General features: G+C 45.1%; 19 protein-coding genes and 5 tRNA genes. 11 read left to right on the top strand and 13 right to left on the bottom strand.

All coding sequences use genetic code 11. The annotated features are described in order from the left end of the window. Positions 1–28: 28 nt before the first annotated feature. From BCU75_RS03200 to orn, 6 genes are all read right to left on the bottom strand, one after another. Positions 29–104, bottom strand: a tRNA-Gly gene (locus tag BCU75_RS03200). Positions 105–179: 75 nt separating this feature from the next. Further along, positions 180–256, bottom strand: a tRNA-Met gene (locus BCU75_RS03205). A 60-nt stretch (positions 257–316) separates the two neighbouring features. Beyond that, positions 317–392: transfer RNA gene (locus BCU75_RS03210), tRNA-Gly, on the bottom strand. A gap of 75 nt (positions 393–467) precedes the next feature. Then, positions 468–544: transfer RNA gene (locus BCU75_RS03215), tRNA-Met, on the bottom strand. 59 nt (positions 545–603) lie between these two features. Then, positions 604–679: transfer RNA gene (locus BCU75_RS03220), tRNA-Gly, on the bottom strand. A gap of 179 nt (positions 680–858) precedes the next feature. Then, positions 859–1,404: an oligoribonuclease gene (orn, locus tag BCU75_RS03225; RefSeq protein ID WP_102464371.1), complete on the bottom strand. Its 546-nt coding sequence runs from the start codon at positions 1,402–1,404 to the stop codon at positions 859–861. 149 nt (positions 1,405–1,553) lie between these two features. Here orn and rsgA point away from each other — a divergent pair, with 149 nt between their 5' ends. The 5 genes from rsgA to BCU75_RS03250 all read left to right on the top strand — a co-directional run bounded on the left by rsgA (position 1,554) and on the right by BCU75_RS03250 (position 8,617). Then, entirely contained in the window at positions 1,554–2,609 is a 1,056-nt protein-coding gene (gene rsgA / locus BCU75_RS03230; RefSeq protein ID WP_004733350.1) for a small ribosomal subunit biogenesis GTPase RsgA, read from the top strand. 125 nt (positions 2,610–2,734) lie between these two features. Continuing rightward, the gene (gene asd, locus BCU75_RS03235) at positions 2,735–3,652 is read left to right on the top strand and encodes an archaetidylserine decarboxylase (RefSeq protein ID WP_102464372.1); all 918 of its coding nucleotides are present in this window, start codon (positions 2,735–2,737) and stop codon (positions 3,650–3,652) included. A gap of 297 nt (positions 3,653–3,949) precedes the next feature. Beyond that, positions 3,950–5,365 carry an SLC13 family permease gene (locus BCU75_RS03240; RefSeq protein WP_102464373.1) on the top strand — a complete coding sequence of 472 codons (1,416 nt, stop codon included), beginning with the start codon at positions 3,950–3,952 and terminating at the stop codon, positions 5,363–5,365. A gap of 292 nt (positions 5,366–5,657) precedes the next feature. After that, the gene (locus BCU75_RS03245) at positions 5,658–7,538 is read left to right on the top strand and encodes a methyl-accepting chemotaxis protein (protein ID WP_102464374.1); all 1,881 of its coding nucleotides are present in this window, start codon (positions 5,658–5,660) and stop codon (positions 7,536–7,538) included. A gap of 191 nt (positions 7,539–7,729) precedes the next feature. Next, a complete protein-coding gene (locus BCU75_RS03250) occupies positions 7,730–8,617 on the top strand; it encodes a DMT family transporter (protein WP_016787270.1) in 888 nt (295 codons plus the stop codon). Between the two features lie 114 nt (positions 8,618–8,731). On the opposite strand, the gene epmA is transcribed toward BCU75_RS03250, so the two are convergent. Then, the gene (gene epmA, locus BCU75_RS03255) at positions 8,732–9,703 is read right to left on the bottom strand and encodes an elongation factor P--(R)-beta-lysine ligase (RefSeq protein WP_102464375.1); all 972 of its coding nucleotides are present in this window, start codon (positions 9,701–9,703) and stop codon (positions 8,732–8,734) included. 467 nt (positions 9,704–10,170) lie between these two features. Here epmA and frdA point away from each other — a divergent pair, with 467 nt between their 5' ends. From frdA to frdD, 4 genes are read left to right on the top strand one after another with little or no spacing between them, the layout of a single operon-like run. Beyond that, on the top strand, positions 10,171–11,994 hold the full coding sequence (gene frdA, locus BCU75_RS03265; protein WP_004733344.1) for a fumarate reductase (quinol) flavoprotein subunit: 1,824 nt from the start codon (positions 10,171–10,173) through the stop codon (positions 11,992–11,994). Then, on the top strand, positions 11,994–12,758 hold the full coding sequence (locus BCU75_RS03270) for a succinate dehydrogenase/fumarate reductase iron-sulfur subunit (protein ID WP_102472908.1): 765 nt from the start codon (positions 11,994–11,996) through the stop codon (positions 12,756–12,758). The genes frdA and BCU75_RS03270 overlap by 1 nt, the downstream gene beginning before the upstream one ends. A gap of 1 nt (position 12,759) precedes the next feature. Next, positions 12,760–13,143 carry a fumarate reductase subunit FrdC gene (gene frdC, locus BCU75_RS03275; protein WP_102472909.1) on the top strand — a complete coding sequence of 128 codons (384 nt, stop codon included), beginning with the start codon at positions 12,760–12,762 and terminating at the stop codon, positions 13,141–13,143. 11 nt (positions 13,144–13,154) lie between these two features. Beyond that, a complete protein-coding gene (frdD, locus tag BCU75_RS03280) occupies positions 13,155–13,541 on the top strand; it encodes a fumarate reductase subunit FrdD (RefSeq protein ID WP_054547900.1) in 387 nt (128 codons plus the stop codon). A 253-nt stretch (positions 13,542–13,794) separates the two neighbouring features. Here frdD and efp read toward each other — a convergent pair whose 3' ends face one another. After that, a complete protein-coding gene (gene efp / locus BCU75_RS03285) occupies positions 13,795–14,361 on the bottom strand; it encodes an elongation factor P (RefSeq protein ID WP_004733338.1) in 567 nt (188 codons plus the stop codon). A 33-nt stretch (positions 14,362–14,394) separates the two neighbouring features. On the opposite strand from efp, the gene epmB reads away from it, so the two are divergent. Together epmB and BCU75_RS03295 are read left to right on the top strand one after the other, a co-directional pair. Continuing rightward, positions 14,395–15,417: an EF-P beta-lysylation protein EpmB gene (gene epmB, locus BCU75_RS03290; protein WP_102472910.1), complete on the top strand. Its 1,023-nt coding sequence runs from the start codon at positions 14,395–14,397 to the stop codon at positions 15,415–15,417. 202 nt (positions 15,418–15,619) lie between these two features. After that, positions 15,620–16,108 (top strand): MgtC/SapB family protein, encoded by a 489-nt coding sequence (locus BCU75_RS03295; RefSeq protein WP_076678274.1) that lies wholly within the window; start codon positions 15,620–15,622, stop codon positions 16,106–16,108. A 65-nt stretch (positions 16,109–16,173) separates the two neighbouring features. Here the strand turns inward: BCU75_RS03295 and BCU75_RS03300 are convergent, their stop codons facing one another. The 5 genes from BCU75_RS03300 to BCU75_RS03320 form a co-directional block, all read right to left on the bottom strand. Then, entirely contained in the window at positions 16,174–17,652 is a 1,479-nt protein-coding gene (locus BCU75_RS03300) for a sensor domain-containing diguanylate cyclase (RefSeq protein ID WP_102472911.1), read from the bottom strand. Positions 17,653–17,980: 328 nt separating this feature from the next. Then, complete coding sequence (locus BCU75_RS03305) at positions 17,981–18,538, bottom strand: VC2662 family protein (protein ID WP_102464379.1); 558 nt, start codon at positions 18,536–18,538, stop codon at positions 17,981–17,983. Between the two features lie 270 nt (positions 18,539–18,808). Continuing rightward, entirely contained in the window at positions 18,809–19,867 is a 1,059-nt protein-coding gene (locus BCU75_RS03310) for a sensor domain-containing diguanylate cyclase (protein WP_102472912.1), read from the bottom strand. Between the two features lie 448 nt (positions 19,868–20,315). Further along, positions 20,316–21,962 carry a chaperonin GroEL gene (groL, locus tag BCU75_RS03315; RefSeq protein ID WP_076678278.1) on the bottom strand — a complete coding sequence of 549 codons (1,647 nt, stop codon included), beginning with the start codon at positions 21,960–21,962 and terminating at the stop codon, positions 20,316–20,318. Positions 21,963–22,014: 52 nt separating this feature from the next. Continuing rightward, the gene (locus BCU75_RS03320) at positions 22,015–22,305 is read right to left on the bottom strand and encodes a co-chaperone GroES (RefSeq protein ID WP_004733324.1); all 291 of its coding nucleotides are present in this window, start codon (positions 22,303–22,305) and stop codon (positions 22,015–22,017) included. Positions 22,306–22,468: the final 163 nt, after the last annotated feature.

Consider the following 22,468-nt stretch of genomic DNA (forward strand, 5'->3'; position numbering starts at 1 on the left):
TTCCCAACATCAATCCTAAGAAAGAAATTGGAGCGATACATCGGGTTCGAACCGATGACCTCAACCTTGGCAAGGTTGCGCTCTACCAGCTGAGCTAGTATCGCTTAGTTAACCGTTAAACTTGTCTGCTAGAAACTAAGTTCTTACTGCAAAGAAGCTATCAACGTTTAACTGTAATGTGGTTGCGGGAGCCGGATTTGAACCGACGACCTTCGGGTTATGAGCCCGACGAGCTACCAAACTGCTCCATCCCGCGTCCGGATGCATTGTTTAAGTCAATGAGTCTATTTCCCAACATCAATCCTAAGAAAGAAATTGGAGCGATACATCGGGTTCGAACCGATGACCTCAACCTTGGCAAGGTTGCGCTCTACCAACTGAGCTAGTATCGCATAAGCTAACCGTTCATCTTGTCTGCTAGAAGCTAAGTTCTTACTGCAAAGAAGTATCAACGTTTAACTGTAATGTGGTTGCGGGAGCCGGATTTGAACCGACGACCTTCGGGTTATGAGCCCGACGAGCTACCAAACTGCTCCATCCCGCGTCCGGATGCATTGTTTAAGACAATGACTCTATTCCCAACATCAATCCTAAGAAAGAAATTGGAGCGATACATCGGGTTCGAACCGATGACCTCAACCTTGGCAAGGTTGCGCTCTACCAACTGAGCTAGTATCGCAATCTGAAACGTCTTTCGTCGTTCAGGGCTGCGAATTATAAGAGCATTTTTTTGTGATGCAAGTCCTTAATGCAAAATTACGAAAGTTTTTACTCAACTGCTGTAAAAGCACGCAGATTTGCAAAAAAACCAGCTCTTATGTCCCTGAAAAGTTAGACAAACGTGATCATTTGATCCATCTAGATGTTAATAATCGTTTTTCGGTAGTACTGCAGTTCAGCGATCGACTCACGAATATCATCCAATGCCAGATGGCTTCCCGACTTTGAAAAACCATCGAGTACTTCAGGTTTCCAACGACGAGTCAGCTCTTTCAGAGTGCTTACATCGACATAACGGTAGTGGAAGTACTCTTCCAATTCAGGCATGTGCTTGTAGAGGAAACGACGGTCTTGTCCAATGCTGTTACCACAAATAGGCGATTTACCTTTCGGTACCCACTTCTCAAGAAACTCAATCGTTTGTTTGATAGCGTCTTGCTCTGAAACGGTACTTTCTTGAATTCTCTTAACTAAACCGCTGCCAGTATGAGTCGTTGTGCACCACTCATCCATCTTGTCCAGCTCACTCTGAGGTTGGTGAATGGCCAAAACAGGCCCTTCAGCCAGAATGTTGAGCTCACTATCGGTAACGATAGAAGCAATTTCAATAATTTTATGAGTTTCAGGATCAAGTCCCGTCATCTCTAGATCAACCCAAATAAGGTTCTGATCGCTAAAGGACATAAGGCGTCGCCTATTTGTTTATGTATAAAAGAGGTACTATACCCAAATAATTATACTCAAACTAGCTTTAGGGCCATCGAAATCAATGGTACCAACAACATTCCGTTTGAGTCCTCAATCATCAAGTTAGATGTGTTAAGTGAAAAATTGTGGCTAAAAAAAAGAAGTTAACCAAAGGTCAAGTGCGTCGTGTACGTAGCAACCAGAACAAGCGACTCAAGAAAGAAGATTCTATCCAGTGGGATGAGAACATGCTTGGCGGAACAAAAAGCGGACTCGTAATTACGCGCTTTGGCCAACATGCCGATATCGAAGATCTTGAAACCAACGAAGTTCACCGTTGTAACTTACGCCGCAGTATTGAAACGTTAGTTTCTGGAGACAAAGTCATTTGGCGCGCAGGACTTGAATCAATGGCCGGCATCTCTGGTGTTGTAGAAGCCGTTGAGCCAAGAACGTCAATGCTAACTCGCCCTGATTACTATGACGGCCTAAAACCGGTTGCCGCAAACGTAGACCAAATGGTTATCGTTTCAGCGGTACTGCCGGAGCTATCACTTAATATCATCGACCGTTACTTGATCGCCTCTGAAACGGTGAACATTGCCCCGTTAGTTGTGCTCAATAAAGTCGACTTGCTGACAGAACAACAAATTAGCGAATACCGCGAAACACTGAAGATATACGAGAAAATCGGCTATAAAGTCATGTTCGTCAGTAAAGAGTCGGGTTACGGCATCAAAGAGTTGGAAGCCGAACTGAAAGATCGTATCAACATTTTCGTTGGTCAATCTGGCGTAGGTAAATCCAGCGTAGTGAATGCACTCATGCCAACACTAGACATTGAAGAAGGCGCGGTTTCTGAAAACTCAGGTCTAGGTCAACACACCACCACAGCAGCGCGCTTGTATCACTTCCCTTCTGGTGGTGATCTTATCGATTCCCCAGGGGTACGTGAATTCGGCCTATGGCATTTAGAACCCGATGAAGTCACAGATGCTTTCATTGAATTCAAGCCATACCTAGGTGGTTGTAAATTCCGTGACTGTAAACACAATGACGATCCTGGGTGCCTGCTACGTGAAGCCGTTGAAGACGGTAAAATTAGCCGCTTACGTTTTGCTAGCTACCATCGCATTATTGAAACAATGGCTGACAACAAAGATAACCGTCAGTACTCACGAAGCAAGAAAGCTGATCTCTAATCGCGTTTTTGTGAACAAATGTGTGCATTTACTGACAATTGGCGCGAATTTAAGTAACATCTCGCGCCCTAAACCGTCATCGACAGATTTAATTGAAAAACAATTAGCATTGGAAAATTAATACAATGGATAAGATTAAAGTTGGATTGCAGTACTGGATCCCACAGCATGGGCTAACTCGCCTAGTCGGTAAACTGGCATCGGCTAAAGCGGGTGGCTTAACGACAGCGATCATCAACTGGTTCATCAAGCAATACAAAGTAAACATGGATGAAGCTCTGCATAGCGATCCAAAACACTTTAAAACATTCAATGAATTCTTCGTACGTGAATTGAAAGAAGGCATGCGCCCTATCGCTGAAGGTGACTCTGTTATTGTTCACCCTGCTGATGCACGTGTAAGCCAGTTTGGCCCAATTACTGACGGTCAACTGATTCAAGCTAAAAACCATAACTACTCAGCTCGTGAGCTATTGGGTGGCGATGCTGCTCTAGCGGATGAATTTAAAGACGGCGAGTTCGCAACGCTTTACTTGTCGCCAAGTGATTACCATCGCGTGCACATGCCATGTGACGGCACACTGCGTCAGATGATCTATGTACCAGGCGATCTTTTCTCAGTTAACCCGTTAACGGCAGAGAACGTTCCAAACCTATTCGCACGTAACGAGCGTGTGGTTTGTATCTTCGATACTGAATTTGGCCCAATGGCACAAGTACTTGTTGGCGCAACTATCGTTGGCAGCATCGAGCAAGTATGGGCTGGTACCATTACTCCACCTCGTGGTAACTCAGTTTACAAATGGGATTACCCTGCACAAGGTGATACAGCTGTCGTCTTGAAGAAAGGCGAAGAGATGGGCCGCTTTAAGCTTGGTTCAACGGTTATCAACCTGTTCGCTAAAGACGCAATCAAGTTTGACGATACGATGATAAATGGTGAGAAAACCGTTCTAGGCACCCCTTTCGCTCACATTACGGGCAAAGAAGCTGAAGTAAATGAAAATACTGCTGAAACGGTTGAGAACACAGACCAAGCCTAACTCTCTGAGTTAACTTAGTAAGCTTTAAGGGCGCGTTAGTTTTCTATTTTTAGAGAATAACGCGCCTTTTTCTTATCTAGTTCGAGATATTTCCCTCCAAGATTTCAAAAAATCCAACTATCGACAGCCTTATTCTCAACGAGCAGTACGTGGAATTACCAAGAAAAAAGATTGACCAAAAACAAAACAATTGTCGAAACCTTAAACAACTTTCCGATTTTACAACCCGTATCCAAGTACCAAAAATCCAGATAACTTACTCTATTTGAAGATATTTTATTCATAGGGTCTTTGTACATGCCTAAACTCAATGTTGGCGTTCTGGTCAAGCTGTTGATTTGTTTTGCGATTCCCTTGGGCGTGCTATTCATGCCGATAGATTCAATACCAATCGATGATCTCACGCTGATTCAACACCGTTTGCTCGCCATATTCCTCTTAGCAGCACTACTTTGGGTGCTTGAACCCGTTCCGGTATTCGCTACTTCAATTCTGATTATTGCGCTTGAACTAGTGATGATTTCCGACAAAGGTCTACACCTATTTAGAAACCCACCAGCAGGGCACGATCTCGGCAATTTAATCAAATATACTGACATTTTCGGTGCATTTTCGTCACCGATTATCATCCTCTTCATGGGTGGCTTTGCTCTCGCGATATCGGCATCCAAATATGAACTCGACAACAACTTAGCTCGAGTGCTACTCAAGCCATTTGGCACAGAACCGCGCTTCATTATGCTCGGCTTAATGCTGATCACCGCCGTGTTCTCAATGTTCATGTCGAACACTGCAACCACCGTAATGATGCTCGCACTGCTTGGCCCTATCGTGGCGTCAGCACCTAAAGGCGACATGGGTATTAAAGCGCTCGTGTTGTGTATTCCAATTGCAGCGAATACTGGTGGTATCGCGACACCTATCGGTACACCGCCCAATGCGATCGCACTACAATACCTGACGGGGGAGAACAGTATCGACTTCCTTAGCTGGATGATGATGGGTTTACCTTTTGTGATCATCCAACTCACCATCGCTTGGTTCCTTCTTCAGAAACTTTTTCCTTCCAAGCAAAAAAACATGGTGCTCAAGCTTGATGGGCAGTTTAAAAAGAGCTGGCGAGCGATAGTCGTTTACGTCACCTTCGCTGCCACTATCCTGTTGTGGATGACCACCAAACTGCACGGCATGAACACCTATGTCGTCTCTATTATCCCGCTGGCGGTGTTCACACTAACGGGGATAATGGGTAAAGAAGAGCTCAAGCTGATTAACTGGGATGTGTTGTGGTTAGTCGCGGGTGGTATTGCGATTGGTATCGGCCTTGATAAAACAGGGTTAGCTGCAGCATTGGCGCACGCGATTGATTACGAATCGCTCTCCCCTACCTCAGTGGTACTGACGCTATCTATCATCTGTTGGCTCATGGCAAACTTCATGTCCAACACTGCGACTGCCAACTTACTGATGCCTATCGCCGCGGCGATTGGTGCATCAATGGAAAGCTTAATCGCGATTGGCGGCTTACAAGGCTTGCTGGTTGTGGTCGCCTTCTCCGCGTCACTCGGTATGATTCTTCCAGTATCAACACCACCAAACTCGTTGGCCTACTCAACCGGGCTTATCGAAAGCAAAGACATGGCGAAGATGGGTATCATCTTAGGGATCGTCGGCTTGCTGATGGTCTACCTAGCACTGTTTATTATCACCTAGACCACCTATTTATCCGCGAACTCCCCTCTAGATAGCAATAGTAATTTTGCTCTCTAGAGGGGGGTTACCAAGCCGTAACTGAAAAGATAAAGTCGATAATAATTAACACCTTAGCAACAGCTAATTGTGATCCCACTTCACTGTTTAGTAAAAACGATCATTTATATATTTAAATTATGATTTTAAACACGTTTCGCATTTTAAATATGATGACACTAGACCTCTATCAGAAACACATCAGTTCACCATCAAGTACGTAATTAGGTTTTTGTCTAATAGAGAGGAATAGACCTTGAGACATACTATTAAGTTTAAAATCCAGATCGCTATTGCGGTGATTATCGCCGTCGTAAGTGGCGCTCAAGCTTGGATATCGGTTAATCAGCTGACTCAAGAGACTGAAGTCGCAATTAATCAAGAAATGAAAAACGTGAGTGTTGGCACCACCAATTATATTGCTGATTGGCTCTCGATCCGCAGCGATATGATGCTTGCCAATGAATCGACCATTTCAAGCAATAGCAACTCGGATCGCGAGTTATTGATCACCAAGCAAGCTGGGCAATTCTTGTCTGTTTATGCTGGGTTCAGCGATGGCACTATCGCTTATGGCGACAAAGGTGAAGATTGGCCAACAGGTTACGACCCGCGCACTCGCCCTTGGTATAAAGATGCAAACGCAACGTCAGACCTCATCATCACTGAACCTTATCAAGACTTTGACGGCAGCATTGTCATCAGTTTCGCAAAAGCATTCAGTGGCGATAGACAGGGCGTTCTCGCAGCAGATTTAACCGTAACCAGCATTATTGATACCGTGCTCAATGTAAAACTGGATAACGATGGCTTTGCATTCTTAGTGGATGGTAATAACAACATAGTGGCCTACAGTGATGAAGAACTGAGTCAAAAACCACTGACCAGTTTGAATCCAGAACTAACCACCAACAAGGTGTCACAGCTGCTTCAAAACCAAATGATCACCACTCTCACTTGGCCTGATCAAGGCGATAAGCTGGTCTATATTGCCAATGTACCGAACACCGATTGGTCGTTAGGTCTTGTTATCGATAAAGAAATGGCGTTTTCTGCAGTATCTGATGCCATTCAATTCATCACGCTGACCTCTTTGATTTTGTACATCATCATTTCAATTGCGAGCACAGTGGTGATCAACCGCTTACTTTCTCCATTACAAACCTTGTCAGAAGCGCTGACCCAACTCGCTCAAGGCAGAGGCGATCTCACTCAGCGCATTGATATCACACGTATGGATGAGATTGGCAAGCTTGCCGAGCTTGTAAACCAGTTCTTAAGCCAGATGCAAAGCATGTTGAAGGGCGTGATAGAACACAGCCACGATCTCAACAATCATGCAGAGAAAGCCAATCAACTGGCGACCCAATCTTCGATTAGCGTTGAGAATCAACAAAACGATATCAACCAAATTGCGACCGCGATTCATGAAATGTCCGCCACCGCAGCCGAAGTAGCTAGCCATGCCGAATTAACGGCATCCGCTTCTCAGGCATCCGCCACCGCTTGTAACGAAGGCCAAGAGGTCATCCAACAAAACCGCGATGCGATTACTGGACTTGCGACTCAGGTTGAAGATGCCGCCAATGTTATTCGTGAGTTAGAGAGCAATGCTCAAAGCATCAACCAGATCCTATCCACCATTCAAGGCATTGCCGAACAGACCAACCTGTTGGCATTGAATGCGGCGATTGAAGCCGCTCGAGCGGGTGAACAAGGTCGTGGGTTTGCGGTTGTGGCCGATGAAGTTCGAGTGCTCAGCCAACGAACGCACGGCTCGACGGAAGAGATCCGCGTGATGATTGATACACTGCAGAAGAATACCGAACATGCCGTTGAAAGCATGACCACCAGCACTCAACTGGCCGAAAACAGTGTTGGCTTCGCCGAGCAAGCCCATGGCAGCCTCACTAAAATCACGCAAGCGATCACTGAAATCAACGACATGGCGCTGCAAATCGCGAGTGCCGCAGAAGAGCAACGCGCGGTAAGCGAAGACATCAGCCGCAATACGCAAGGGATCAAAGATGCCTCTGACGATCTTGCCCAGCAAGCGGAAAGCAGTCGCAATAGCTCAAATGAAATGAGCAGCGCTGCAGAGTCAATGCGCCAAGACGTAGAGCGCTTTAAGGTATAGCGCTTTAAGGTTTAGCGCTTTGAGGTATAGCGCGCCTCAAGCAAAGTAAGTTGAACCACACCAGCAAGTGACAGCTGACACAAACCAATAACTGAAACAAAGTCGTTCTTTAATAAGAATCGCTTTGTTCTCAGTTCGGTTTGATGCATATTGATGAGCTAATTTATCCCAGACACAAGGATGTTATTCAGATGGGATTTGAATGGTTGGCTCTAGCTGCCGCTTTTCTTTGGGCGATTGCGAGCCTGATGTCAGTAAAGCCTGCTCAACACTTAGGTTCTTTCGCTTATAGCCGCTGGCGAATGGGTTGTACCGCGATCATCTTATCAAGCATGGCTTGGTTTACTGGCGGTTGGTCAAGTGTGGAAGCTGACTTAGTCACGCCGATGATGCTGTCTGGTCTAATTGGCATCTTCATTGGTGATACCGCCCTATTTGCCTGTTTGAACCGAATGGGGCCACGCCAAGCCGGTTTGCTGTTCTCTTGTCACGCGGTATTTTCCGCGATTCTCGGTTACTTCCTGTTTAGCGAAAGCATGACTTCGGTTGAGCTTATTGGCTCTGCTTTAGTATTCAGTGGCGTGTTAACTGCAATATTCTTTGGTCGTCGAGGACAAGCGAAAAACCAACTCGAAACCATCAAGGGCACGGTGTGGATTGGTGTTGCTCTGGGAATCACCGCCGCTATCTGCCAAGCATTGGGCGGTATTATTGCCAAACCCGTGATGCAAACCAACATAGACCCTGTCGCCGCTTCAGCCATTCGAATGATCACCGCCTTTGTTGCTCACTCTCTGTTTCGTTTAACGGGCGCTAAACTTTCACGCGCAATCAACCCAATGAATAAACAGATATTCGCAATTACCGCGGTTAATGGTTTTCTAGCGATGGCCGTGGGAATGACGCTGATTTTGTATGCGTTGCAGGAAGGCAATGTCGGCATGGTCGCACTATTATCTTCGACCACGCCAATCATGTTGTTACCGATACTCTGGCTGTACACCAAGCAGAGACCGAACGCCTACGCTTGGATAGGAGCCATTGTTGCCGTAGTGGGTACCGGTATCTTGGTCAGCTAATAGCACTGGTATTCTGGTCAAATAGTGGTACTGGGATTCTGGTCAGCTAGTGCAGCGGATTAGAAGCTGAAAGTTAATAGCTAAGGACTATTAACTTTCAGTAGAAGCAAAAAGCTAAGAACGTGGGAAAGGAAAAGCCGTCACATCATCGATGTGATCGTACCCCAGCGCCAGCATGATCAGCCTGTCGATCCCTAGAGCAACACCCGCACAGTCTGGTAAACCCGCCTTTAATGCCTCAATCAAGTGATGATCAATCGGTTGAGGTGATAAGCCCATTTCAATACGCTTGGCATTATCGTCTTCAAAACGCTGCAGTTGTTCTTGTGGTTTATCTAACTCATGAAAGCCGTTAGCTAACTCGATACCTTTGAAGTACACCTCAAAGCGATCCGCAACTCGCGAATCATTCGGATTTATCTTGGCTAACGCTGCTTGCGATGCCGGGAAATCATAAACAAAGGCCGGAACATCTTGGCCGATTTTCGCCTCTACCCCAATGCTGAAAAGAAGCTGCAGCAAGGTGTCACGATCGTCTTCTGGATCCGCAATATCACTTAACCCAAGTGTTGTAGCCGCTTGCTTTAAGGTATCCATAGAATCTTCTAATGGACACACACCCAGTACATCAATAAAGGCTTGTTGGTAAGTCATTCGCTCCGCTTTGCCAGACTTGAGGATTTGCTGCAATAGCAGGTCCATTTCGTCCATCAAATCGTGGTGATCAAACCCCACGCGATACCACTCCAACATAGTGAACTCAGGGTTGTGATAACGGCCATTTTCTTCGTTACGGAAAGACTTACAAATTTGGTAGATACAGCCACTGCCCGCCGCCAACAGTCGTTTCATATGAAACTCTGGGCTCGTCATAAAGAACAGTGGCTGGCCATGCGCATAACCCGGCCCTACGAATTCAGTTTTGAACGTATGCAAATGCACATCCGTCACCGTAGCGTGACTCATCGCAGGCGTATCCACTTCCATCACGTTTCGCTCTGTAAAGAACTGACGAATTTGATTAAGGATATCAGCACGTTGCTTTAACTGCTTAATGGTTGCGGCCGGTTGCCATGTAGAGTGCATTATTAAGTTCCATATCACTGAGTTCTAGGTGACGAAAATTACCACCTTTCATCTCTTTTGTAAGCTTCTATCTTTCTCTTAATGAAAGCAGAATGCAGATTTTATGAAGCCAGGAAATTACGTTCTACAATACAATTATCAATACAGCTTTCACATCAACATTGATAACGAAAATCATACTCAACAAGCCGTTAACACGTGTCTTGTGGGGGAATGGTTATCAACAATTCATTGCCGTGATTGCAGTCACATAACCTATAATTTCTATGCCCCCATATGCATTACCGACCTAAAAACCCAAATACATCAACTTTTCAAATACCTTCCTCTCGTACACTGAACCTACCACTTAAGGCTTAGGGGTAATAAACGGTTGCTGCCGTTTACGTGCTGTTAATTAATAAGTACTACCAATAAGCTTTTTATAATTACAAGCGGAATACTCCGCATCACACTGGAGAATAACTGTGAAGACAATTACCACAGATATCGCAGTCATCGGCGCAGGCGGCGCTGGTCTTCGTACAGCTATCGCTGCGGCTGAAGCTAATCCTGAATTGGAAGTAGCACTGATTTCTAAAGTTTACCCAATGCGTTCGCACACGGTAGCAGCAGAAGGCGGTTCAGCAGCAGTAATTAAAGACGAAGATAGCCTAGATAACCACTTCAACGATACTGTTGGCGGTGGCGACTGGCTATGTGAACAGGATGTTGTTGAATACTTTGTTGAAAACTCGACTCGCGAAATGATCCAAATGGAACAATGGGGCTGCCCATGGAGTCGTAAAGAAAACGGTGAAGTAAACGTACGCCGATTCGGCGGTATGAAAGTAGAAAGAACGTGGTTCGCAGCGGATAAAACCGGCTTCCACATGCTTCATACACTGTTCCAGACTTCGATGAAGTACGACACAATCAAACGATTTGATGAGTACTTTGTGGTGGATTTGATCGTTGAAGATGGCGAAGTACAAGGCCTAATCGCGATTCATATGTCTGAAGGTGAGCTTGTTACGATCAAAGCTAAATCTGTTGTTCTAGCAACGGGTGGCGCAGGTCGTGTTTACCACTGCAACACCAACGGCGGCATCGTAACTGGCGACGGTATGGCAATGGCTTATCGCCACGGTGTACCACTGCGTGATATGGAGTTCGTTCAATACCACCCAACAGGCCTACCGGGTACTGGCATCTTGATGACCGAAGGTTGTCGTGGTGAAGGCGGTATCATCGTCAACAAGAACGGCTACCGTTACCTGCAAGATTACGGCATGGGCCCTGAAACTCCAGTGGGCGAGCCGAAAAACAAATACATGGAACTGGGTCCTCGTGACAAAGTTTCTCAAGCATTCTGGCACGAGCAGCAGAAAGGCAACACCATCAAGCACCCACTTGGTGATGTCGTACACCTTGACCTTCGCCACCTTGGTGAAGAGTACCTGCAAGAGCGTCTTCCGTTCATCTGTGAGCTTGCAAAAGCGTACGTAAACGTAGACCCAGCAAAAGAGCCAATCCCAATTCGCCCGACCGTTCACTACACCATGGGTGGTATTGAAACTAACGGTACCTGTGAAACTCGCATTAAAGGCCTATTCGCCGTTGGTGAATGTGCTTCAGTTGGCCTGCACGGTGCAAACCGCCTAGGTTCTAACTCATTAGCTGAGTTCGTCGTATTTGGCCGCGTAGCCGGTGAACAAGCCGTGAAACGTGCCGCTGAATTCAAAGGCTGGAATGAAGAAGCCATCACTAAGCAAATTAAAGCGGTTGAAGATCGCATCGCAGGTATCTTGGCTCAAGAAGGCGATGAGAACTGGGCTGACATCCGTACTGAAATGGGTCACACCATGGAAGCGGGTTGTGGTATCTACCGTCAAGAAGACTTGATGCAAGAAACCATCGACAAAATCACTGAACTGAAAGCGCGCTACAAGAAGATCAGCATTAAAGACAAAGGCAAAGTGTTCAACACTGACCTACTTTACGCTATCGAAGTGGGTTACGGCCTTGAAGTTGCAGAAGCGATGGTTCACTCAGCGATCCTTCGTAAAGAGTCTCGCGGTGCACACCAACGTCTAGACGACAACTGCACAGAACGTGATGACGTGAACTTCCTGAAACACTCTCTATCTTTCTACAACGAAGATGCAGCTCCAACTATCGACTACAGCGGCGTTAAGATTACTAAATCTCAACCTAAAGCTCGTCTATACGGTGAAGCAGCCGAGAAAGCCGCTGCTGCTGAAAAAGCGGCAGAAGAGAATGCTAAGAAGAGCGAAGAGGAGCAAGCATAATGTCAGCGAATCGAATCCAAAAAATTGAAATTCTGCGTTATGACCCTGAGCACGATGTAGAACCTCATTTTCAAACCTTTGAAGTACCGTTTGATGAAACCATGTCAGTACTTGATGCGATCGGTTACATCAAAGATAACCTAGATAAAGACCTGTCTTACCGTTGGTCTTGTCGTATGGCGATTTGTGGTTCTTGCGGCATCATGGTTGATGGCGTGCCAAAACTGGCGTGTAAGAGCTTCTTACGTGATTATCCAAACGGCTTCAAAATTGAGCCATTGGCTAACTTCCCAATCGAAAAAGATTTGATTGTCGACATGACGCCGTTCATCGAGCGCCTTGAAGCAATCAAACCATACATCATTGGTAACGACCGTAAGCCAGAAGACGGCACTAACATCCAAACTCCAGAGCAAATGGCGAAGTACAAACAGTTCGCTGGCTGCATTAACTGTGGTTTGTGTTACGCAGCGTGTCCTCAGTTCGGTTTGAACCCTGAGTTCATCGGCCCTGCGGCGCTTGCTCTTGCTCACCGCTACAACCTAGATAGCCGTGACAATGGTAAAGCTGAACGTATGAAGCTTATCAATGGCGACAATGGCGCTTGGGGCTGTACGTTTGTAGGTTACTGTTCTGACGTTTGTCCGAAGAAAGTAGACCCAGCAGCAGCAGTAAACCAAGGTAAAGTTGAGTCTTCAATGGACTTCGTTATTTCGATGTTCAAACCAGACGGATCGCAAGTAAAAACAGCAGAGGAGGCATAATATGAGCAATCGTAAGCCTTATGTTCGTGAGATGAAGAGAACGTGGTGGAGCAACCATCCGTTCTACCGCTTCTACATGCTACGTGAAGCGACTGTACTGCCTTTGATTCTATTCACTCTGTTCCTAACCTTCGGTTTGGGTTCGCTAGTGAAAGGTCCTGAAGCTTGGGAAGGTTGGTTAAGCTTTATGGCTAACCCTGTCGTTGTTGGTATCAACATCGTGGCACTGCTTGGCAGCTTACTGCACGCTCAGACCTTCTTCAGCATGATGCCTCAAGTAATGCCAATCCGTCTTAAAGGCAAATTGGTAGATAAAAGAATCATCGTACCGACCCAGTGGGCAGCGGTGGCATTTATTTCTTTAATCGTTCTTATGGTGGTGTAAGGAGCTTCGTTATGAACACAAATTACAAAATGAAACCTGTTAACCACGATCCGAAGCGCTCTGATGAGCCAATCTGGTGGGGCCTATTTGGCGCTGGCGGTACTTGGTTCGCGATGATCACACCAATCACGATTTTAGTGCTGGGTATCTTAGTGCCAATGGGCATTATCGATGCGGATGCAATGAGCTACGAGCGTGTTTCTGAATTCGCCACCAGCATTATCGGTGCGCTATTCATCATCGGTACACTAGCTCTACCAATGTGGCACGCAATGCACCGTCTTCACCACGGCATGCACGACCTTAAGTTCCACGTCGGCGTTGCAGGTAAAGTTGGCTGCTACTTCGTTGCTGGCCTAATCAGCGCACTGTCTGTTATCTTTATCTTCATGATCTAACAGTTAAGAGCAGATTCGGGATTCGAGTAATCGAGATTCGAAGAGCTTAAAAACTGAAGAGCGACAAGACGAAAACTAAAAGCAGAGCTAGGTTATCCAGCTCTGCTTTTTTGTCGCTTGTCGAATATCACATATCTAGCTTACTCGGCTCTGATCTTCCTGCTTTTCCTGATCGCCAGATACAAAAAAGGCCGCTCATAAGCGACCTTTCCTATTTCACTGAGCCACCCGAAACAAGATGGACACAATCAAATTATTTTACACGACCAACGTATTCGCCAGTACGAGTATCAACTTTAACCACTTCACCGATAGCGATGAATAGAGGTACACGAACAACCGCGCCTGTTGCTAGAGTTGCAGGTTTACCACCAGTACCTTGTGTATCGCCTTTCAGGCCAGGATCAGTTTCAGTTACTGGGATCTCAACAAAGTTTGGCGGAGTAACAGTGATAGGGTTATCATTCCACAACGTTAGAGTACAAACGTCATTTTCAACTAACCATTTTGCTGAATCAGCGACTGCTTTTACGTCTGCTGCGATTTGCTCAAATGTTTCGTTGTTCATGAAGTGGTAGAATTCGCCATCGTTGTATAGGTAGCCTAGTTCAACGTCAACAACATCTGCAAGCTCGAAGCTTTCGCCTGACTTGAATGTTTTCTCTAACACTTTGCCTGACAGCAGTTTACGAAGTTTTACACGGTTAAACGCTTGGCCTTTACCTGGCTTAACGTATTCATTGTCGATAATTGCGCAAGGCTCATTATCTAACATGAATTTTAAACCGCCTTTGAATTCATTGGTGCTTACTGACGCCATGATTTTCTCTTCCACATCTTTGAGTTAATTTCAATGCCGCATATCATAACCCGAAAAGTCGAATCTGTTGAGCAAAACTGGCTCAAACAACTATCGAATGCGATCTCTGACCCGACAAAACTGCTTCAAGCATTGGAAATAGACCCAACACCGTGGCAAAAAGGATTCGCAGCACGTGAGCTGTTTTCACTTCGAGTACCCTTAAGCTTTGTAGAACGAATGGAAAAAGGCAACCCGCACGACCCTCTATTGCGTCAGGTGTTACCACTCAACGAAGAGTTCGAGGTTCATCAAGGCTATTCAGCCGATCCACTAGAAGAGCAAGAAAACGCGATTCCAGGACTGCTGCATAAATACAAGAACCGCGCATTGATGATTGTAAAAGGCGGCTGTGCCATTAACTGCCGCTACTGCTTCCGTCGTCACTTCCCTTACCAAGACAACAAGGGTTCTAAGTCTGTGTGGCAAACTAGCCTCGACTATGTGGCTCAACATCCCGAGATCAACGAAGTTATCTTATCCGGTGGCGACCCTTTGATGGCCAAAGACAGCGAACTCGAATGGCTGATCAATGCCATCGAACAGATCCCGCATGTGAAAACGGTTCGAATTCATAGCCGATTACCGGTTGTGATCCCCGCTCGAGTGACTGATGAACTGTGCCAAACATTGGCTAATACTCGTCTCAATGTGGTGATGGTGAGCCATATTAATCATGCTAATGAAATCAACTTGGAACTCAAGCAAGCCTTTCATAAACTAAAGCAAACTGGGGCCACTCTGCTCAATCAAGGCGTGATGCTAAAAGGTGTCAATAACAGCGCTAACTCGTTGAAAGAATTAAGCGAGAAGCTATTCGACGCCGGTGTTCTACCTTACTATATGCATGTACTTGATAAAGTTCAGGGCGCTGCTCATTTCTATATCTCCGATGAAGAAGCAAAGATGCACTTTAAGGGTTTGATCTCTGAGGTTTCAGGCTATCTAGTGCCTAAGTTAACTCGCGAGATTGGTGGACGCAGCAGTAAGACACCACTCGACCTACACATTGAATAATCCTATCTTGAACAATGGTCGCTTCTTATCGTCTTGAGTATCAAGAAGCGACAGAGACAAAAGCCCCTACCTTCTCGTTGACCAACACCGGCAGCTAGGCCTTAAGCTAAAAGTCTAACCGTTAAGACAAAAATTTTTTGTTCGATCGTCCGGTCTATTATTAGCATACTCGGCTCTATTCTAAATTTTTAGGAGGGGTGATATGTCACAATTTATAGAACAAACTCTCAACCTTGCCCCCTTTAGCTGGGCAGGCCTAGCAGTATGTATGCTGTGTGGTTCTTTAATCGGAATCGAAAGACAAACACGCGGCAAACCAGTAGGAATCCGAACGTCGATTCTTATTATCAGCGGTACCTATTTCTTCCTCACCATGGCGATTAGCCTTTCCCCCAACACGCTCGATCAAGCCCGTGTACTTGGTCAGATCATTACCGGGGTTGGTTTCCTTGGTGCAGGTGTGATGATGACACTCGATGGAAAGATTCATGGTGTCACCTCAGCGGCCATTATTTGGGTGTTGGCTGCGTTGGGTATGATGATTGCGTTAGGGCACCTTTCTCAGTCTGTCATCATCACGCTATTGGCGTTAGTGATTCTGCTTGGTGTCGACAAAGTCGAAAACAGCTTCCAAAGCCTGCGCCGTGGTGTGCATCAGAAATGGATGAACAAGGGTCGCATGAAGAAGTGACGTCAACCTGAGACAGACATTAAAAAGGCCTAGTCACACGACTAGGCCTTTGTGTATCCGACTAATTAATAAACACGAATGCACACTTGGTTCTTACCCGCAGCTTTCGCCTTATAGAGCTGCTCATCCGATGAACGAATACTCTGGTTTTCCCACAAATGCCCGACACTGTCGAACTTGTTCAGAGAGTAGAGCGTCGCGCCACCAGACACTGAGATATTAATCTTGTCGCCAGCTGGAGAGCGGTAGCACTGCAGGCTAATGTCATTTTGAATTCGTTGAAAAATCGATGAAAGCAATTCCGATGATTCACCCGTGATCGCAACAACAAACTCTTCACCACCAAACCGCGCCACAATATCTTGCTGCCTAACACTGTTCAGCATCAATTGAGCGACATGACAAATCACTTCGTCCCCCACTTTATGACCATAGCGATCATTAACGACTTTGAAATCATCGATATCAAACACACCAACACCGATAATGGGCTCCTCATCTTGCGTCAGCAATCGAGACTCAAAACCGCGCCGGTTTAATAATCCGGTCATTGAATCGTGCATCGCAAGATCATTTAACCGCTTGTGCTCTTGCTTGGTGTAAAAGCGCCATAGCCATAAAACTAAGAGCAGATATAAAACCAACAGTATAGAAAGCTGAATCTTCTCCATCTCCAATACATGCAGAAAGTGCTCGCTCTTATCTTCTTCAATACTCAGATATAACTGGGTATTAATACCATCAACATACAGAGGCTTGGAATAGGTAAAATCCATAAACCCGTATTTGTTTGCGCCTCGCGTACTCGTCACTTTATAACCATGGGTAGGGTTTGAGACTAAGTTAGCAACATAACCATCGACGCCTAATACACCTTTAAACTCTCCGTCAACATAGATGCCTTTGGTCAACGTCACGACTTTTTTACCTGTCAGGTAATCATCATATTGACCGGTATACACCACTTGGTCTTGCCCCTGAGCTAAACCAAAACGAATTGTATTAATCCAATACGGGCGACTGTTGACCACCGAATCAAATGTGTCGCCCTTGATATAGCGAGCAAAATCAGATGGTGAAGATATGATGAATTTCTCTTTCGAGATAAAGTAAATCGCAGAGATGGTATCAATGGTATTGGCAAAATAAGCCATGGTTGGCGCGATAAACAAGCGCTTACCCGCTTCGGTATAAAGATCCGATTTAGGGTCGCACATCTCGCGAGGGCCAGAGAACATAAAATCAAAGCGAGGGGCATGCTGCTCTTCACTGGTGAAATAGCACGTTTCATCTTCGATCATTTTCTCATGCGAAAATACGTAGGTATCACCATGCAGTGGGTAGAGTGCCGTGATGTTGTACTCAAGCGCATTAATGATCTGTGTGAGCTCAGCTAAAGAGCGTGTCACGCCTTGGTTTTCAATTCCATACTGTTTATCTGATTCTTCCGCTGAATCAACGAGCAACAAGCTCAAAACTACTAAAAAACTGGCGGTTAGGCTTAAAAAAGCCTTTTTAAAATCGACGGTATGGGGATTAATCAAAGCATATAAATCATCATTGGAAATTTATAGAACATTGTACTTATAAGTAAAAATACTGCAATAGCAAATATAAAACTAAATGCTTATCAAGTATTTTAAAGTCTGTTGATTGAAAGGGAATTAAAAACATTAACGCCTAAACAGAGGAGCCTAGGCGTATAAATAAACTCGGTTTACTGACAAGCTCAGCTTAATAGTAAGTTTGGTTTAACGAGAATCTCGGCTACCAATAAGCTTGGTTTACCAATAAGTTCAGTTTACAAATAAGCTCGGTTTACAAATAAGTTCAGTTTACAAAAAATAGCAAACCAAGCATTCAACAATAAACTTACTTAGCGAAGTTTACGATCGGGAAGCACGGGAAGAAGCCGTTATCAGCACAGTTGATCAAGCCAATTTGCACGCCTTCGATTTTGTTGGTTTTGTTGAAGATACCAACCTGAACCGTCGACACTTCTGAAAGGTTCGCAGCACCAACATCAACCATAGTGTCGCCTTCAGAATAGTTAACAAAACTCACGTTCGCGCCTTTTACATCATTAGTGATGTTAACTGCACCAAAGTTCAAACCTGTCGTTTTTCCAGGGTTCCAGTTGAATATACCCAGTGAAGCACCGGTCATTTCTTGGTTTACTTTATGCGCACCAAAAATACCCAAGTTTACACCTGTCGTCGTTTGCGTCTCTGACATACCAATAATAGCAAGGTCGACACCTTTAACGTCGTTCACTTGCCCATGAAGCAACGCAACACGTACACCGCCAACCGCATCTGAATCGGGTGCGTTAAAACCGTTGATCGTTGAGAACATAACAGGCGAAGAAGCAAATGCTGCTGGCGCCATTACTGCTGCAGAAACAGCAAGTACTGAAAGTAGTTTTTTCATTGGGGAGTCTCCACTGACTTATTGTTAACTTGATAATCCATTTTCAATCAAGCATTTATTATCCTTTACTCACAGCTATACATGTTAAATCAATGTCATAACTGTACTGTTGAATATAGGCCTAAAAGAACAAAGAACAAAGAAGAAAGAAGAAAGAAGAAAGAAGAAAGAAGAAAGAAGAAAGAAGAAAGTTCGCACAAACTATTGGGATATGGAATACCCGTTATGTTCAACCGTGCGTAGGAGGATTTGATGAAAGCGCCTTTCTCATCAGAGATACAGAGTTTTCACTCCATTTTTGCCGTTTCTCTTAATTTGATACATAGCCAGATCAGATTGCTGGTACACGTCATTAAAGTGATGTTCACCTTGGTTAAAGAAACACACACCGATACTCATTCCGATGGCGACGCCCTTCAGCCTTTGATTGCTTTCAGGTACCGCCGTCTGCAACAACTCTTCACAAAAGTGCGTGACTTGATCTAGCTTCGTATCGGGAAACAAGATGACAAATTCATCTCCGCCAATCCGTCCGATTTGCGCCTGTTCAGAGGATGACGTAGCTATACCAGAAGCTCGCGAAGCTGTATCAGAAATTTGCGAAGCCGCACCAGAAGTTAACGAATTCACATCAGAGGCTAGAGTAACCAAGCGCTGAGCAATAAAACTCAACAACTGATCGCCCTCCTGGTGGCCTAAAGTGTCATTCACCGCTTTAAAGTTGTCGATATCAATAAAGATCAGCGCCGCTCTGACTAACGTATCAGCGCTTTTCATTTCACGAAAACGTTGTTCGATGGCTTGTCTATTGAGTAGCCCCGTCAACCTATCGGTAGAGGCTAAGGTCGTCAATTGTTGTTCAAAGCGTTTTTCTTGCGTGATATCGATGTGCGTGCCCATAATTCTAAGCGGTGTTCCACTGGTATCAAACTCAACAACACGACCTCTGTCATACACATAGCTATCACTGCCATCTTTATGAGTCATTCGGTAAACAACTTCATACAAATCACAGCTCCCCGACAGGTGCTCTTCAAAAGCTTTCATGGCTTGATGATAATCATCAGGGTGTAAATTATTTTTCCAAGTCTCAAACGTCGCAGTCAACTCATGCGGTTGGTAGCCGAGCATTTTCCCCCAATCCATATTAAAGATAGTGAGCTTTCCTGAAGGGACATGGTGTTCCCACAAACACAACCCATTGCTGTCGAGTGCGGCATTCAACTTTTCTTGCAGGCGAGCATTGCTTTGCTTGAGCTCAGCATTCTCTTGTTCGAGTCTTGCAATCTTTTTTTCGAATTCGGCAATGATGTTCAAATCGGTTTGCATGATCTTGACGACAATTGTGGAATTAGCATCTTAATATAAAGAAAAAAATAGAGGGGTTCTATGCTCTTAGTAACACATTTAATTTTAATGTGTTTCTCTTTCTTGGCCGAACTTCACGTTATTGAAGGTGCGACTTTCAAAGATGGCAAGCCAAAATAAGGTCAATAATATGCCTTGTATCGATGTCTTCTATATACAATTTACAGATACCAGTTAAATCAATACATATACTGTTATATCAATACATATCTAGCGTCTATCCATACTGCATGATCTTTTAACCAAAAGGCTTTTTTCTCCCACGATTTCAGAGCCATACGTAGAAGTTGTGAATTTCTGTTGGATGTCTTATTTGTTGAATGTCTTAGGCAGTAAAAACTAAAAAAGCCCCGTAAACACTAAATTTACGGGGCTTTTCAGACTTTATAGGATTAAGTCAGAGGGATGATTACATCATGCCGCCCATGCCACCCATACCGCCCATGCCACCCATATCAGGCATTGCAGGGCCTGAATCTTGTGGTTTGTCTGTGATCATCGCTTCTGTTGTGATCATAAGACCAGCAACGGATGCCGCGAACTGAAGTGCAGAACGCGTTACCTTAGTTGGATCTAGAATACCCATCTCAATCATGTCACCGTAAACGCCTGTTGCTGCGTTGTAGCCGTAGTTACCTTCGCCAGCACGAACGTTGTTAGCAACCACTGAGTCTTCTTCACCCGCATTCTTAGTGATTTGACGGATAGGTGCTTCCATTGCACGTAGTGCAACGCGGATACCTACGTTTTGCTCTTCGTTGTCGCCTTCAAGGCCAACAACTTTAGATGCAGCGCGGATAAGTGCAACACCACCACCAGCAACCACACCTTCTTCAACAGCAGCGCGAGTTGCGTGAAGTGCATCTTCTACGCGGTCTTTCTTCTCTTTCATCTCAACTTCAGTTGCTGCGCCCACTTTGATTACAGCAACACCGCCAGCTAGCTTAGCTACGCGCTCTTGAAGTTTTTCTTTGTCGTAGTCTGACGTTGCGTCTTCGATTTGTTGACGAATTTGAGAAACGCGACCTTTGATCATCACTTCATCACCCGCACCATCAATGATGGTTGAGTTTTCTTTAGTGATAGTAATACGCTTAGCTTGACCTAGGTCTTCTAGCGTTACTTTTTCAAGGTCTAGGCCGATCTCTTCAGAGATAACCGTGCCGCCCGTTAGGATAGCGATATCTTGAAGCATAGATTTACGACGGTCACCGAAACCAGGTGCTTTAACCGCCGCCACTTTAACGATGCCACGCATGTTGTTCACAACAAGAGTTGCTAGCGCTTCGCCTTCTACATCTTCAGCGATGATAAGAAGTGGACGAGATGCCTTAGCAACCGCTTCTAGAGTCGGAAGAAGTTCACGGATGTTCGATACTTTCTTGTCGATAAGAAGAATGAATGGGCTTTCTAGATCAACAGAACCCGCTTCTTGGTTGTTGATGAAGTAAGGAGATAGGTAACCGCGGTCGAACTGCATACCTTCAACTACGTCTAGCTCGTCTTGTAGAGCCTGACCTTCTTCAACTGTGATAACGCCATCACGACCTACTTTTTCCATCGCTTCAGCAATGATGTTACCTACTGTCGAATCAGAGTTCGCAGAGATAGTACCTACTTGAGCGATAGCTTTCGTGTCTGAACAAGGAACAGATAGGTTCTTCAGCTCTTCAACAGCCGCGATAACCGCTTTGTCGATGCCGCGCTTAAGATCCATTGGGTTCATGCCAGCAGCAACCGCTTTTAGGCCTTCAGCGATAATAGACTGAGCCAATACTGTTGCTGTTGTTGTTCCGTCGCCCGCCGCGTCATTCGCTTGCGAAGCCACTTCTTTAACCATTTGTGCGCCCATGTTTTGGAACTTGTCTTCAAGTTCGATTTCACGTGCAACTGAAACACCATCTTTAGTGATTGTTGGTGCGCCAAATGATTTGTCTAGAACAACGTTACGGCCTTTAGGACCTAGCGTTACTTTTACTGCGTCAGCCAGAACGTTTACACCTTCTAGCATTTTAATACGTGCGTCGTTACCAAATTTAACGTCTTTAGCAGCCATCTTAATTTCCTTTAAAATTCTTTATTCAGTCAGTTCAGTTTTATGGGTCGGATTACTCAACGATCGCCATGATGTCGTTTTCAGACATGATCAGAACTTCTTTGCCGTCGATCTTTTCAGTTTTCGTGCCGTAGCCTTCAGAAAAGATAACAGTATCGCCAACTTTAACGTCCAATGGTTGTACTGAACCATTTTCTAGAATGCGGCCTTTGCCAACAGCTAGAATAGTACCGCGCGTTGATTTTTCAGCGGCAGAACCAGTTAGAACGATGCCACCAGCAGATTTAGATTCAACTTCTTGGCGCTCAACGATAACTCGGTCGTGTAGAGGACGGATATTCATCGGTCGTATCTCCTGATAATTTCCATTTAATATGATAGTTGCCACAATTGGCATGGGTTAATCAGTATGTTGGGGCAATGTGAAAGATCCCAAGGGGGGAAATAAAAAATTGTGAGCTAAAGTGCAGATTCTCACCCCTCATCTTTCCCTGCTTTTCGTTTAC

This window comes from Vibrio splendidus (assembly GCF_002873455.1).
Lineage (GTDB): Bacteria > Pseudomonadota > Gammaproteobacteria > Enterobacterales > Vibrionaceae > Vibrio > Vibrio splendidus_J.

Excerpts from the sequence above, each read along its gene's own strand:
- BCU75_RS03250 (WP_016787270.1), top strand. The coding sequence starts at position 7,730 with ATGGGATTTGAATGGTTGGCTCTAGCTGCCGCTTTTCTTTGGGCGATT.
- orn (WP_102464371.1), bottom strand. The coding sequence starts at position 1,404 with ATGTCCTTTAGCGATCAGAACCTTATTTGGGTTGATCTAGAGATGACG.
- epmA (WP_102464375.1), bottom strand. The coding sequence starts at position 9,703 with ATGCACTCTACATGGCAACCGGCCGCAACCATTAAGCAGTTAAAGCAA.
- asd (WP_102464372.1), top strand. The coding sequence starts at position 2,735 with ATGGATAAGATTAAAGTTGGATTGCAGTACTGGATCCCACAGCATGGG.
- efp (WP_004733338.1), bottom strand. The coding sequence starts at position 14,361 with ATGGCGTCAGTAAGCACCAATGAATTCAAAGGCGGTTTAAAATTCATG.
- BCU75_RS03240 (WP_102464373.1), top strand. The coding sequence starts at position 3,950 with ATGCCTAAACTCAATGTTGGCGTTCTGGTCAAGCTGTTGATTTGTTTT.
- BCU75_RS03270 (WP_102472908.1), top strand. The coding sequence starts at position 11,994 with ATGTCAGCGAATCGAATCCAAAAAATTGAAATTCTGCGTTATGACCCT.
- BCU75_RS03310 (WP_102472912.1), bottom strand. The coding sequence starts at position 19,867 with ATGCAAACCGATTTGAACATCATTGCCGAATTCGAAAAAAAGATTGCA.
- frdC (WP_102472909.1), top strand. The coding sequence starts at position 12,760 with ATGAGCAATCGTAAGCCTTATGTTCGTGAGATGAAGAGAACGTGGTGG.
- groL (WP_076678278.1), bottom strand. The coding sequence starts at position 21,962 with ATGGCTGCTAAAGACGTTAAATTTGGTAACGACGCACGTATTAAAATG.
- frdD (WP_054547900.1), top strand. The coding sequence starts at position 13,155 with ATGAACACAAATTACAAAATGAAACCTGTTAACCACGATCCGAAGCGC.
- BCU75_RS03305 (WP_102464379.1), bottom strand. The coding sequence starts at position 18,538 with ATGAAAAAACTACTTTCAGTACTTGCTGTTTCTGCAGCAGTAATGGCG.
- BCU75_RS03295 (WP_076678274.1), top strand. The coding sequence starts at position 15,620 with ATGTCACAATTTATAGAACAAACTCTCAACCTTGCCCCCTTTAGCTGG.
- epmB (WP_102472910.1), top strand. The coding sequence starts at position 14,395 with ATGCCGCATATCATAACCCGAAAAGTCGAATCTGTTGAGCAAAACTGG.
- BCU75_RS03320 (WP_004733324.1), bottom strand. The coding sequence starts at position 22,305 with ATGAATATCCGTCCTCTACACGACCGAGTTATCGTTGAGCGCCAAGAA.